This window comes from Paenibacillus anaericanus (genome assembly GCF_003994475.1).
GTDB classification, from domain to species: domain Bacteria; phylum Bacillota; class Bacilli; order Paenibacillales; family Paenibacillaceae; genus Fontibacillus; species Fontibacillus anaericanus.
On record NZ_RZNY01000020.1, the window covers coordinates 12,404 to 26,365 of the forward strand.

Sequence of the window (13,962 nt, forward strand, 5' to 3'; positions counted from 1 at the left end):
CATATGTGTTACTTATGTTTCTGCTGAGATGTGATCCACTCGTTTGTGCTGGTGTTACCTTTGCAACTTCCAAGGTGCTCTTTCCTCCTCGCTGTTTTAAATTGCATTATTCCGATCAATATAGTATATATTAGAGGAGGATATTTTTTATGTCAAGACATTCGTCATTATTGATTAATAGAAATCGTACAACGGGCAGGTGTGATAACGATGGAAACTATACTACAAGTAAAAGATTTAACTGTATCCTTTCAGACTCGTGATCATGAGGTTGAGGCCGTACGCGGCGTTAGCTTTGAGGTAAGAAAGGGAGAAACACTTGGAATCGTTGGTGAATCTGGTAGTGGGAAAAGTGTAACTGCGCGCTCCATTATGCGATTGTTACCATCCCCACCATCCTATATGAAAGACGGAGAGATTATCTTTCTTGGAAAGAATCTAGCTGAGTATTCTGAGAAGGAAATGGAGAGTATTCGCGGCCGAGATATCGGAATGATTTTTCAGGACCCAATGACCTCTTTAAATCCGACTATTAAAATAGGGAATCAAATTGCGGAGAGCTTGATCAAGCATCAGAAATTATCTAAGAAGGAAGCGAAGAAACAAGCAATCGAGATGCTTAAACTCGTGGGAATTCGCAATAGTGAGTTCAGGTACGATCAATATCCCCATGAATTCTCTGGTGGGATGCGACAACGTGTAATGATTGCTATAGCTCTTGCATGTCGTCCTGCTCTACTAATCGCTGACGAGCCTACCACTGCGCTTGATGTTACGATTCAAGCCCAAATATTGAATTTAATGAAGAATATGCAGGAGCGTTTTGGAACTTCGATCATATTAATCACGCATGATTTGGGAGTTGTCGCGGGGATGTGTGATCGTGTGGCGGTCATGAAAGACGGAGTTATTGTGGAGAGTGGAACAACGGAAGAGATATTTGAGAATCCTAAGCATCCTTATACTTTGAAGTTGTTAAATGCTCTACCACGATTGAACGAGAAGAAGAAGGTAAAGCCAGCACCTTTGATTCTTACAAATTCGAACAACTCACGCCCGCTACTTGAGGTGAAGTCACTCAGACAACATTTTGATATGGGAAAAGGCAATGTATTGAAAGCTGTTAATGACATCAGTTTTCAAATTCGTGAGGGAGAAACGCTGGGGCTCGTAGGTGAATCAGGTAGTGGTAAATCAACTACGGGTCGTGCTATTTTGCGTCTGCATCAACCGACGGGCGGGGAAGTGCTCTATCAGGGCATGGCGGTTAACCGATTATCTAAGTCGGAGATGAAAACCATGCGTCGGCATATGCAAATGATCTTCCAGGATCCATATGCTTCGTTAAATCCTCGTCTTAAAGTGCTGGATATTATCGGTGAATCTCTTGATGTTCATAAACTAACTGGGAGCCCAGGAGAACGGAGGAAGAGGGTAGAGGAGCTGCTCGATATGGTAGGACTTGATCCGGCTTTTGCTCTGCGTTATCCGCATGAGTTCTCGGGGGGACAACGGCAAAGAATTGGTATTGCCCGCGCGCTTGCAGTAGAACCGAAATTTATCGTATGTGATGAGCCACTCTCTGCGCTTGATGTATCGATTCAATCTCAAGTCGTTAAGTTGTTAGAGGAACTTCAGCATCGTCTAGGTCTCACGTATTTATTCATTGCTCATGATCTTTCTATGGTTAAGCATATTAGCGATCGTGTAGCCGTGATGTATATGGGGAAAATCGTGGAACTCGCAGAGAGTGAAGAGTTATACGCCAATCCTCAGCATGAATATACGAAGTCATTATTTAACGCGATTCCTGTTCCTGATCCGAAGATTGAAGCTCAGAAGAAAAGAATTCTTCAGGATGAATATTCAGAAGAGGATAAATATCAAGTGGATCATTCTCAATTGGTAGAAGTATCACGAGGACATTGGGTAGCGATGCCTACGGGGTAGGTTATAGGCAAAGCGTAAAAGTATAATGAAGAATATAACGATTGCTCTCCAGTATTCTATTGGGGAGCAATCGTTTTTTTTGCTACATATATAGTTTCATTTAACCTTTTTATATCATTTGTAGGAAAATATAGGGGTATGTCGAATATATTTATCAAAATCCTTTTATTAACCATTACATTAAGAAATGGAGATTATTAAATGAATGTTCTCAAACGGAATACATTTTTATTATTGGGCCTGTTCTCCCTTCTAGTTCTTCCCACCAATCATACCACCTATGCAGCATCACAGCTGGAACAACCCATTACATGGAGTGTCAACAAAGAAATTCAATCTACTCATTTGCGTGATGTCATCAAAAACAAACAAGGAACTTATGTAACCGTTGGTGACGATGGTGCTATTTTTCTCATCAACAAACCTTGATGACTGGACGCGTAGAACTTCTTCAGCAGTTGGAGATTTCAATGCGATCACGACGAATGGATCGAAATTTGTCGCTGTGGGTAGTCATGGATCCCTCATTTCTTCGAATGATGGGCAAGCATGGACAAGTTCTTCTATAAGTATAAATATCAAAGAAGGAGAATTGGTCAAAGAAGATTTGCGAAGTAAAAGGTATAAAGGAAATCCCAATAGAGCATTGAAACAATCGGATCTAGTGCTTAGCGATGTAATATGGGATGGCAACAAGTTCATTGCCGTTGGCGCCCTTATAGCAAAAGTAAAGTTTGAAGAGTATTTTTCTACGATCAATCCTGCAATGCTCCTTTCTTCAACAGATGGAGTTAAATGGACCGCGAGAAGAATTGAAGGTACCTATGGATCTAGTTTTAAAATAGTTATTGCTAATAATCAGTACTTTATCTTCCCAGGAGGACTTAGCGAAGGTGATCCTAATTATACAGGAGTTCGTGTTTCGAAAGATTTACTGAAATGGAACCGTTCAAGCTGGACATTAAATAACAAAGAATATACTTATCTTAAAGACCCTGACATTTTGGACATTGCGTATAATGGAAAGATGTTTGTTACGATAACAGGACAACAATCCCACTATCTCCTTAAAGAAGAAAAGGCGCAGATCTTCACCTCAACGAATGGAATCAATTGGACTGAATCGAAAATAAAAGAAATAAAAACTGCTGATGGCGTTAAATCAGATGCATATTTACAAAAATCGATCAGTTCGTTGAATAAAATAATTTGGAACGGTCAGCAATTTATTGCAATCAACAGTCATACCAATGCCATTTATGCGCTTAACTCCGCAGGAAATGAACTGTTGTACTACGGATCGATGACATTTGGCATCAATAATAAGTCAATATACTGGGATGGTTCAAACGCCGTTGCCGTAGGTGAATTCGGTTCAATTTATACATCCAATGATTTAAAGTCTTGGATTGAAAAAAAATCTCCTTTTTCAGGTAACTTGAACAGCATTGCATATACGAATGGGCGTTATATGGCAGTTGGGAATTTAAATTCCATTATCGAATCTTATGATGGGTTAAGCTGGAATTCATCCATGAACCAAGACTCTTTCTTTGAGAATTATAGTAATAAATTCAATTTTGATGTTATAGGATCTAATGGTACTTTTTGGATTATAGATAAAGGAAGCCTTTTTTCAGCTGATGGACTGCGTTATTCAAGCAAAGAAGGACAGAGTAAGAATATCGACCTTCCAGATGGAGTCTATAAGAATTTTAAGGGTTATTCTATTATCAATAATACTTTTGTAGGTATATTCCAATCCAATAAAGAAGTTGTAAATGAATTCTGGCAAGTAAACCTCGATTCAGTTGAACAAGGCGTTGCTGAATTTTCACAAGATACAACGAATAAAAAACTACATCAATTGATACTCACGAACGGTAAAACGCAATTAGGCATACCGTTTGTAACTGAAAGAGAACAGCTAGATGAACTTATGTATAAAGAATTTTATAACTACGAAATTTCCACCGACGGCGGCCAAACGTGGAAAAAGACAAATTATAAAGGGAAAAATGAAGCTACGATTTCAGCCTTTGGCAAATATATTGATTTTAATGGCGAGCAAATTTATACGTCCGTTGATGGCATAAAGTGGACTAAAGGAAATCAATTAAGAATAGAGGAAGAAAAAATTAATATAAAAAATGTAACTTCCATCGCTACAAATGGAAAACTGATTCTAGCCACAAGTGAACTATCTGAAAGTTCCAAAAGTGAGAGCTATGGAGACAGTGTCCTATGGATGTCAACGAATGGTACTAATTGGTCGATGGTTAAACTCCCTACAAAAAGCAGCTTACAAAAAGTTATTTGGGATGGAAGCAAATTTATTATTGTAGGGGATGGTGCAACTGTTGTAACAGGTATACCAAACACATAAATCTTTTTTTAAAACTAATACCCGCAGTAATTAGTGAAATGTATACTTAAGTAACTCTATTAAGTAAAATAAAAAACAGGGCAATTATGGTCAGATACCACCATGATTGTCCTGTTTTTTTGTTATCTTCACTAATCTCGGATGTCTACTAAAGCCATAAATATGAGATAGACAATGTGTTCGAGGTTATAGAAAGTTTGGGATATTGTGTTAGTATAAGTGGTGATGAATGTATAATCAGATGTGTTAGGTAAGCAATATAAACATACCGCATCCATCGAAGCATAGCGGAATATGATGGACGGAGCAACATAACGTCATCGTTGGGTGATATGAATAATAGTACTAATCGGCTAGATGTAAAGACTGTTCTTTGATACTTATTGATGCTGGGTTGTTTTTCTCATTTCATAGATAAAATAATTGACCTGTGGAATATTTAGCCATATTATTATTGAAAAGGAAATTGAATGTTTGTGGATTAGATAGTGGAAGGTGGCTTTGGCTATGGATCAGAGGACCATTCGTGCAGAGTTAGAAGAGTATCTTAAGAGGAATGGTATAACGATTAACCAGTTTTCAGAGACATCAGGGGTGAATTCAGGAACGCTCAGTAGCATTATCAATGGAAATCGTCCTATTTCTATGCTGCAATTAGACCGTATAACAGCAGGCATGGGGCTAACAGAAGGTAGATTCTATGATTTATATGTGGATGAGTGCTTCAACCTTCCTGTGCTTAATTGGCGGCGTCTCAGGCCGTTAATTTATCGTAGCGCGGAATTGGACAAGATAGACTGTATTGAGCGTGTAGTAGGAATGATGATGGATAATCTATCTTATGCTACGGCATTATTCGATACAGCAGAAGATTTGTTCAAGCAAGGGAACCGTAAGGCAGCAGCGCTGTTATATGAGAGTGTAGCTGAAAGTGAAAAATATCAACATTCAGAACGTTTGGCACTTTGCCAATACCGACTATTTAGTATTGCTCTATGCGATGATCAAGAAATAAATTTACGAGCAGCAGTGCAATTTGAAAGTTATGTTGATCGGCTGGATGAGGTGGATCAGCTTGATGCATTAAAGGATTTAGCGAATACATATAACTCTTTACGCCGATGGGATAAGGTAGAGCAATTGGCTAAGGATATGGAGCATAAGGCGAAGATTCAATACAAACATAGATATGAAGATACCAAAAAGATAGAAATTATCAAAGAGCCTACTATTCCTTTATTTGCCTATATTTCATACTCTCACGTACTATGTTCTGCTGTATACGATGAGCGCAAAGAATATGATAAAGCTTTACAATATGTTTCCTTGTATTCAGAGTTTAGTTGGGTCAAAGAGGAGTCACAGGAAGCGCTTCAGTTAGTACGTAAATTTAAAGATTGGGCCGAAGCTAATTCCTATCTTTACAGGCTTATGAAGGGGGATATTAAGGTATTGCCTGAGTATGTTACTTACATAAGCCAACGGGAAGAAGAAATTCTCCCGGCATTATTTAAGATCCTTCAGGCTGCTAATTGGTATCAATTTAATGTCGATGACATACTATCACATTTCACACAAGAAATAGTTAATTATAGAGATCAACTAGGAAACGTGGGAACTTATAATCCGCGGGTTATAGAAGATCGATATACTTTTTTTATGGCTGAACTAGCTTACTATTATTTATCCAAGGGGAAATATGAAATAGGCATAAAGTATATATTGGATGGATTGGAATCGTCTGCTAAAATAAATAGTGAGTCAAGTATTATCAGATGTGTTGGATTGTTTGAGCAATTCAGACATACCGCATCCTTAGAGGCTCAACGGGAATATCGAAATCTAATTAGAGAGGTGCAAAGTCGAAATGAGAAGAAAAATGGCTTTATTGTTGGTTACGTTTAGTTTTTCATTTATATTTATCTTTCAGATTACCAATTTAGGATTAGGATCAGGTTCAGGTTCAGGTTCAGGAGAGAATGTCATCAAAACTCTTACTCATGGTTCTGGTGGATTGTAAAACTTTTAGGGTGATCTTTATTAGTAGGGCGTTGACGGAATATATCCGAGAGCGTCCTTTTTTTCTGAATATTAAATTAGGATTCATGTTACGGTTACTCAGTGTACGTTGTGAGATTAGAGTGGTGGAAGGTGACTTTGACTGTGAATCAGAAGACCATCCGTGCAGAATTGGAAGACTACCTAAAGAAAAATTACATAACTATTAACCAATTTGCAGAAGTATCGGGAGTGAATTCAGGAACTCTGAGTAGTTTTATTAACGGTAATCGCTCTATTTCTATACCGAAATTAGACCATATCACAGAGGGCATGGGACTAAAGGAAGGAACTTTCTATGATTTATATGTAGACGAGTGCTTTACCCATCCTTCCCTTAATTGGAGGCGTCTTCGGCCACTATTATATCGTTGTGCGGAGTTAGACAAGTTAGATTGCATTGGTAGGTTATTGGAGATGATGACTAACAATCTATCCTATACTCCCTTATTATTCGATATAGCAGAAGACTTATTTAAGCAAGGACAGCGTGCTGCTGCGGCGCTACTATATGAGAGAGTGGCCGAAAGCGAAAAGTATCAGCATTCAGAAAGGTTGGCACTTTGTCAGTATCGATTATTTATCTTGGCGTTATGTAAGGATCATGCAAAGAACCTTCGAGCGGCATTGCGATTTGAAGGATTTGTTGGCCGACTTGATGAAATGGATCAGCTTGATGCCATGAAGGATCTAGCAAATACATATCTTACTTTGCATATGTGGGATAAAATGGATAAGGTCGCAAAGAGAATGGAGCGTTTAGCGAATATTCATTACAAATACAGATATGAACAAAGTAGAAAGGAGGAATTTCATAAAGATCCCACCATGCCATTATTCGCATATATCTTATATGCTCATATACTATGCTCAAGTGTTTGTGTTGAACGCGGAGATTACGATTTAGGATTACAATATGTTTCTCTCTACTCGGATATGAGTTGGGTACGTGAGGATACTGAGGAATCGCATCGATTGATGAATCAATGTAAAATGTGGGCCAAAGCTAATTCCTATCTTATTAGGCTCATGAAGGGAGAAATCGAGGTCCTCCCTGAGTATGTAGCTTATATTGAACAATATGAAGAAGAAATTCTTCTAGCCTTATTTATGATACTTCAAATTGCTAATCGCAACCAATTTAATGTGGATGATATACTCCTTCGCTTTGAGCATCAGATTCCTGAATTTAAAGCTCGACAAGGAGAAGAAGGAAGGTATACTCCGCTGGTTATCGAAGATCGTTATGCTCATTTTATGGCGGAATTAACCCTATATTATATGAACAGGGGAGAATATGAAAAAGGCATGAAATATATGCTGGCAGGACTCGAATCAGCTCTTAAAATTAATAGTAAGATTTGTATTATTAGGTATGTAGGTTTATTTGAACAATTCCGTTATGCCGCATCGCTTGAATCCCAAATAATTTATAAAAATCTAATTTGTAACGTGCAAAATAATAATCTTGCTGTATCGAATCTATTAATTATGGAGTCGGATAGTGATAACTATACGTATAGTTAATTAGCAGAGCGTTCCCGGAGTAATCCGAGAACGCTCTTTTTTTATTAGGACAATTAGCTTGCTAATGAATAGGTCGTAGGGAGTGCTCTCCAATCCCCTCTATACTGCATTCTGGAGTAAAACCTATATTTTGACATTTGCCTCTATTATATTACATAGGGGGTCGTGTTAATGAGAGAAGCTGAGGTTATTCAGAAGAGAATTGAATGTGAGAGAATAGAGCTTTATCGAATGGAAAAGAAGCACGGCGGGTTTGTACATCCAAAGGTAATTAAGCAGTCTATGAGATTAGATGAATTAATTAATATGTATAATAGAGCAATGTATAGTTGTAGTAAATAAATCTGCGTTTACTCTGAGAGGTTGTGTGAAATATGTCACAAATCAATCTTTTTTAGTATGCGAAAAATAGAGTTTAACTTAGGAAGTTATTCATTATACTTCTGTATTCTAATATATTCCTTGTATTGCTATGTCATTCGTGATATTATCTGACTATCGGTTTTTTTTAGTATTGTTTAATTACGGGACGTAGCTCAGCTTGGTAGAGCACCTGGTTTGGGACCAGGGGGTCGCATGTTCAAATCGTGTCGTCCCGATTTAGCTAGAACAATCAAAGCATCGCAAAAGATATTTCTTGGGAGTTTTCCTCCGAGTTGTATCCTAGCAGATGCTTTTTTTGTATTTTATCCAAATGTCAGGTTACTCAAACTGTGTATGGTGAAAACCATACGATTGTCCTAAGTGACAATTGTTGTATATTTGTAGATCTCGAAGGCCACAATATACAATAAAGTCCGATAGAAGGGGATTATCGTGAATATCTTCCAAATTAAAAAACAACTCAGAAGCCGATGGAAAAGATGGAGACGCGCAATTTGGACCATTAGTGCATGTGGTTTGGTTGCTATGATGGCTTGGATCGGGTTACTGTTGTCTGAACAAATGGAGGATTTAATGACTAAAGAGCCCATCGTTCAAGAAACGCTCGGCATGATCATGGACGCTGCGGCACCTTCAGAACCTCCTAAAGAGTGGGTAGAGACCCTTATGAAAACAGACCAAGCGCGGATCGTACATTTAAATAAAATTTATACATGCGGTGAAGAAAGTGACGTTCTTGGCATTATGAGACCGGAGGAAGTTGCTTCACTGCTGAAGGAGCACCCAGATTGGGAAGGACATTTGGGGGCTGGCGGAGATGTGTGGCTGGATGAAAGAATTAACGGATTGTCCGACATTTGTAAACGAAATGGATATATAGGCATCGATAATATGGGTAACTTAAGTCTGTTTGAAGGCCCTCCGAAAAAAGAAAAGGTGCTTAAAACATTTTTTCAGCTAGATGTAGAAACGATGGAGAGTGTTCTGCCTGATGAAGTGTTAAAGCAGCTTCAAGAGGGAATTCGAATACAAGATGTCGAAGAGTACAACAGTGTATTATCAACTTTTAGTGACTATGCCTTGGAACAAACTGAGAAGGTAATGCAACAAAACTGACTAACTCGCTCTCGAGTATGGTTGGTGCAATAATGTACGATCTCGCAATCAGAGTGTAGAGTCTCAACATAATATTATTATATGACGGTATAGCCTTGTGGCTATACCGTCTTTGTCATTTATTCATTTGTAGAGAGCGCCTATCTTATTTTTGCCAAACTATTTCCTCTAATCGTGTTATCTTTGCTATAATAAAATTGAATACATATGTTCGCTTAATGTGAACATTGGGGAGAGATTAGGCTTGCGAATATTAGGTATTGATCCCGGCTTAGCAATTGTCGGTTTTGGTTTTATTGATAAAGAAGGTAGCAAATGTACACCAGTACAGTATGGGTGTATTCAGACAAAGGCGCATACGCCAGAAGAAGAGAGGCTGCTTCATGTTTATGAAGGGATGGTTCAGCTTATCGAAAAATATCAACCAGATATGGTAGCGCTAGAGAAACTTTTCTTCAATCGTAACGTAAGCACAGCATTGCCAGTTGCACAAGCCAGAGGCGTACTTGTATTGGCTGCAATTCAAAAAGGACTGCCTGTATCAGAATATACACCGATGCAAGTCAAGCAAGCTGTCGTTGGATATGGTAAGGCAGAGAAGAAGCAAGTTCAAGAAATGACCCGGATGTTCCTTAAACTTCAGGCTATTCCAAAGCCCGATGATGTAGCGGATGCACTGGCTGTTGCGATATGTCATGCACACTCTTATACATTAAATTCTAAGATAAATGAGGTACTTCGATCATGATCGATTTTTTACGGGGACAAGTTGCTCAACTCGAGAGAGAATACGTTGTATTAGATGTTCATGGTGTAGGTTATCGTGTGTTTTGTCCAAATCCTTATTGCTTCGCTGCTAAGAATGAGGAGCCAGTGACGATATATATTCATCATAATGTTCGTGAAGATGCGATTCTGCTGTTCGGATTTGAGACCAAAGAAGAGCAGAAGTTATTTCGCAAACTGATTGAAGTATCGGGGATTGGACCACGCGTAGCGCTCGGTATTCTTAGCGGGGGGAATCCTAAAGCTGTGGTTACGGCCATTCAGCAGGAGAATATTAACTTTTTAATTAAACTACCAGGGATAGGTAGAAAGACAGCACAACGTATGATAATAGATTTGAAGGACAAGTTGGAAGAAATGGGCGGAGCATCTCTGTTTGATCCCATTCCTAGTGGGATGGAGATTCCCCAAGATAATAATCTTGGATGGCCTGAAGCCAGAGAGGGATTGAAGGCTCTTGGTTACACGGATGCTGAGTTAGACCGAGTATGGCAAGTATTGAAGGATAACGTAAGTTCGGATGAGGCAGTCGATTCAGTCATGAAGAAGGCCCTTAAGTTACTATATGCAGGTTAAAAACAAGGTTGAAGTATGTAAGGAAAGGGAGTGAGCGATGATGGAAGACCGTATCATATCCACGAATTTGATGATGGAAGACCAGGCGGTGGAATTCAGCCTTCGCCCTCGTTATTTAGCAGAATACATTGGACAGACTCGAATCAAAGAAAACTTACAAATTTATATAGAGGCAGCTAAAATGCGCAAGGAAGCACTCGATCACGTCTTGCTCTACGGTCCGCCAGGACTTGGTAAGACAACGCTTGCGAATATTATCGCTAACGAATTGGGTGTGACTTTGCGCACGACATCTGGGCCGGCTATTGAACGCCCTGGTGATCTGGCAGCGCTACTGACGAATTTGCAAGAGGGAGATGTCCTCTTTATAGATGAAATCCATCGTCTACATCGGACTGTAGAGGAAGTTCTCTATCCGGCGATGGAGGATTTCGCGCTGGACATTATGATCGGTAAAGGACCTAGTGCTCGTTCGGTTCGACTTGATTTACCCCCGTTCACCTTGATAGGAGCAACGACCCGGGCTGGACTTCTGTCGGCCCCACTAAGGGATAGATTCGGGGTAGTTAGCCGGCTGGAATTCTATAGTGTGGATGAACTAAGTTATATCGTGAGCCGCGGAGCTGACATTTTTGGGATTGAAATCATTGGAGATGCCGCTGATGAAATCGCACTTCGTTCTAGGGGGACTCCACGGATTGCTAATCGTTTGTTGAAGCGGGTTAGAGACTATGCTCAGGTTCGTGGTGACGGCCTCATAACATCTGATATCACAAGCGAAGCGCTGCAAATGTTACAAGTGGATCCGATGGGCCTAGATCAGATTGATCACAAAATGCTGAGAGCTATGATTACAAGTTTTCGTGGTGGTCCAGTTGGATTGGACACGATTGCTGCAACAATTGGAGAAGAGAGTCAAACGATCGAAGATGTGTATGAGCCCTATTTACTACAAATTGGTTATTTACAACGTACACCTAGGGGACGAATTGTAGCTCCGGCTGCCTATCATCATTTGGGGTTACCTATACCTGAGGATCTGCGATAATTTTTTATACATCATGAAGGAGGAATTTGCAACGTGAAAGATACTAAACGAACATTTGCGATGGTTAAGTGGGGCAAGGGAATATTGGCGGGTCTTCTGCTCGCTACTGCGTTGCAACTTCCGGCATCTGCTGATTCTTTACCAGATACACGCGTTAGAGTTGCTATGTACCTGGATATGGGCACGACTTATCGATCGACTATACCAGCAGTTACACTTAAGGCAGATTCAGCTTGGAAAGTCAGTCCTCAGAATGGTTGGGACGCATGGGCTAATTTAGCAGCCGGAGAGTCTGTTCGCTTCAGTGTAGACGGATATAAAGTAAAGGCGCTTCAAAGCTCGGACTGGAACGTGGTGTCAGCTGCAGCTAAGAAGCTTCAGAATACAACGGATCGACCTGTTGTGTTTGCCCTTGATCAACCGGCAGGAACTGTATATCAAATATTTACAGGACCCTATGCTAGTGTAGATGAAGCGAACAAAGCGGCGAGTCGTGTTGAAAGCTCTATTTCCAGTCAGTTAGGTGGACAAAAGCCCGTTGCCAAGGGAAGCAATTATTATTCAGTAGGAACCTTTGGAAGTCAGGGCGAAGCCGAATCGCTTCGTCAATCGTTAACATCTCAAGGTATCGATGCTGTTGCAGTGCTGACAGGTCCACAGCAGTACGCTGTTTGGACAGGCGGGGCTACAAGTGAAGCGGAATTAACGTTAACTAAGGGGCAACTAGACCAAGTTGGAGGTAATCTCCAGATAACTGTTGTTAACAATACGGACCCTGCACTGATCCTTCACCGTGATGTAACACTTAATTTAACAACACCTTCTGCCGTGTCTCATTATGAACTTAGTGGTAACGGGGCTAAATTTATGATTTCAGGAAATGGTGACATGATTACTCAGGTAGTTGAACGGTCAGCGCGTAAATATCGGGGAGAGTTCGAGGTTAGTTCAGTGAACGGACAACTTGCTCTCGTCAATGAACTTCCTTTAGAGCAATATTTATATTCTGTAGTTGCTGCTGAAGTACCAAGTTCTTGGCCTAAGGAGTCGTTAAAGGCTCAGGCCGTGGCAGCACGTAGTTATGCGCTTTATAATGCAGGGATTAACAAATTCAAAGTGGCTGGGCTTGTGGATACCACTTTAAGCCAAAAATATAACGGTGTTGATAATGAAGTTGCTAGTGTAATACAAGCTGTAGACAGTACGGCGGGTGAGGTTATCAAGTCCAATGGTAAGGTTGTTGAAGGAATATTCTCATCCAATAGTGGGGGAGTAACCGCAGATTCTTCGGAAGTGTGGAATAGCATCAACTCGACATTTACTAGTGTGAGTAGTGATGAGGATAAGGTAGCTCAGTCTTCATTGAAATCGTGGTATTATGTACTTTTATCGAATGGTACAACAGGATATGTACGTGAAGACAATGTTGTTTTATCCGGAAGTAATACCTCTGCTGGTTTATCCAAATTAACTGTAACATCTAGTGCTGTTAATGTACGTCCGCTACCTTTGATTCAATCTGATGTTAATCCAGTGGCCAAAATAAATCCAGGGGATCAGGTCATTGCATTGGCTAAAGTGGACGAGTCAAGCTCCTATGCTTGGATTCGTGGACCATTTACTTCGGATCAATTGCTGAAATCTCTAAAAGGTAAGGTTTCACCGGATGCACCATCTCCTATCATTAATCTAGAAGTTTCCCAAAGAGGACCTTCTGGACGAGTGACTGAAGTGAAGGCGAATGGGCAAGTGTTGGGTGTGAAGAATCCAGATTCCCTGCGGTCTGCATTAAACGGATTGCCGAGTACATTGTTTGATATTGTAGCTACCGGAAGGTATACTGTACAAGGTGCCGGGGACATTACAACTACGGGTACTGCAACAACGGCAACAACTGTTTTGTCGGCTTCAGGTTCCAAGACATGGAGCGGCGGGAATATGGTCGTTATGGATGGAAGCGGGACTGCGCGAGTTGTCGATCAGAACAATCAATTTATGTTTGTTGGTAAAGGGTATGGCCATGGCATCGGAATGTCCCAATGGGGGGCAAAGGGAATGGCAGATGCGGGGTATGATTACCTACAAATATTGCAACACTACTATCAGAATGTGACTATTACTAAGGACTGAA

Annotated in this window: 11 protein-coding genes and 1 tRNA gene; all 12 read left to right on the forward strand. The window is 40.2% G+C overall.

Annotated elements, in window-relative coordinates:
• Positions 1-210 precede the first annotated feature (210 nt).
• The 12 genes from EJP82_RS20210 to EJP82_RS20265 all read left to right on the forward strand — a co-directional run bounded on the left by EJP82_RS20210 (position 211) and on the right by EJP82_RS20265 (position 13,961).
• The gene (locus EJP82_RS20210) at positions 211-1,950 is read left to right on the forward strand and encodes an ABC transporter ATP-binding protein (RefSeq protein ID WP_127193875.1); all 1,740 of its coding nucleotides are present in this window, start codon (positions 211-213) and stop codon (positions 1,948-1,950) included.
• A gap of 201 nt (positions 1,951-2,151) precedes the next feature.
• Positions 2,152-2,379, forward strand: a complete 228-nt coding sequence (locus EJP82_RS20215; protein WP_127193876.1) for a hypothetical protein — start codon at positions 2,152-2,154, stop codon at positions 2,377-2,379.
• Positions 2,339-4,336, forward strand: coding sequence for a hypothetical protein (locus EJP82_RS20220; RefSeq protein ID WP_127193877.1), 1,998 nt, complete (start codon positions 2,339-2,341; stop codon positions 4,334-4,336). The genes EJP82_RS20215 and EJP82_RS20220 overlap by 41 nt, the downstream gene beginning before the upstream one ends.
• A 507-nt stretch (positions 4,337-4,843) precedes the next feature.
• Positions 4,844-6,241: a helix-turn-helix domain-containing protein gene (locus EJP82_RS20225; RefSeq protein ID WP_127193878.1), complete on the forward strand. Its 1,398-nt coding sequence runs from the start codon at positions 4,844-4,846 to the stop codon at positions 6,239-6,241.
• 258 nt (positions 6,242-6,499) lie between these two features.
• Positions 6,500-7,921, forward strand: coding sequence for a helix-turn-helix domain-containing protein (locus EJP82_RS20230; RefSeq protein ID WP_246054323.1), 1,422 nt, complete (start codon positions 6,500-6,502; stop codon positions 7,919-7,921).
• Positions 7,922-8,092: 171 nt separating this feature from the next.
• Entirely contained in the window at positions 8,093-8,263 is a 171-nt protein-coding gene (locus tag EJP82_RS20235; protein ID WP_127193879.1) for an aspartyl-phosphate phosphatase Spo0E family protein, read from the forward strand.
• A 183-nt stretch (positions 8,264-8,446) separates the two neighbouring features.
• Positions 8,447-8,520 (forward strand) — tRNA-Pro (locus tag EJP82_RS20240).
• Between the two features lie 217 nt (positions 8,521-8,737).
• Positions 8,738-9,421, forward strand: coding sequence for a BofC C-terminal domain-containing protein (locus EJP82_RS20245; RefSeq protein WP_127193880.1), 684 nt, complete (start codon positions 8,738-8,740; stop codon positions 9,419-9,421).
• A gap of 244 nt (positions 9,422-9,665) precedes the next feature.
• A complete protein-coding gene (ruvC, locus tag EJP82_RS20250) occupies positions 9,666-10,169 on the forward strand; it encodes a crossover junction endodeoxyribonuclease RuvC (protein ID WP_127193881.1) in 504 nt (167 codons plus the stop codon).
• Positions 10,166-10,783 (forward strand): Holliday junction branch migration protein RuvA, encoded by a 618-nt coding sequence (gene ruvA, locus EJP82_RS20255; protein ID WP_127193882.1) that lies wholly within the window; start codon positions 10,166-10,168, stop codon positions 10,781-10,783. The genes ruvC and ruvA overlap by 4 nt, the downstream gene beginning before the upstream one ends.
• A 40-nt stretch (positions 10,784-10,823) precedes the next feature.
• Entirely contained in the window at positions 10,824-11,831 is a 1,008-nt protein-coding gene (gene ruvB / locus EJP82_RS20260; RefSeq protein WP_127193932.1) for a Holliday junction branch migration DNA helicase RuvB, read from the forward strand.
• Between the two features lie 33 nt (positions 11,832-11,864).
• The gene (locus EJP82_RS20265) at positions 11,865-13,961 is read left to right on the forward strand and encodes a SpoIID/LytB domain-containing protein (RefSeq protein ID WP_342773689.1); all 2,097 of its coding nucleotides are present in this window, start codon (positions 11,865-11,867) and stop codon (positions 13,959-13,961) included.
• Position 13,962 lies beyond the last annotated feature (1 nt).

Bases quoted from the DNA above. Each gene is read 5' to 3' on its own strand.
- ruvA (WP_127193882.1), top strand. From the start codon at position 10,166: ATGATCGATTTTTTACGGGGACAAGTTGCTCAACTCGAGAGAGAATAC.
- ruvB (WP_127193932.1), top strand. From the start codon at position 10,824: ATGGAAGACCGTATCATATCCACGAATTTGATGATGGAAGACCAGGCG.
- EJP82_RS20235 (WP_127193879.1), top strand. From the start codon at position 8,093: ATGAGAGAAGCTGAGGTTATTCAGAAGAGAATTGAATGTGAGAGAATA.
- EJP82_RS20215 (WP_127193876.1), top strand. From the start codon at position 2,152: ATGAATGTTCTCAAACGGAATACATTTTTATTATTGGGCCTGTTCTCC.
- EJP82_RS20225 (WP_127193878.1), top strand. From the start codon at position 4,844: ATGGATCAGAGGACCATTCGTGCAGAGTTAGAAGAGTATCTTAAGAGG.
- EJP82_RS20210 (WP_127193875.1), top strand. From the start codon at position 211: ATGGAAACTATACTACAAGTAAAAGATTTAACTGTATCCTTTCAGACT.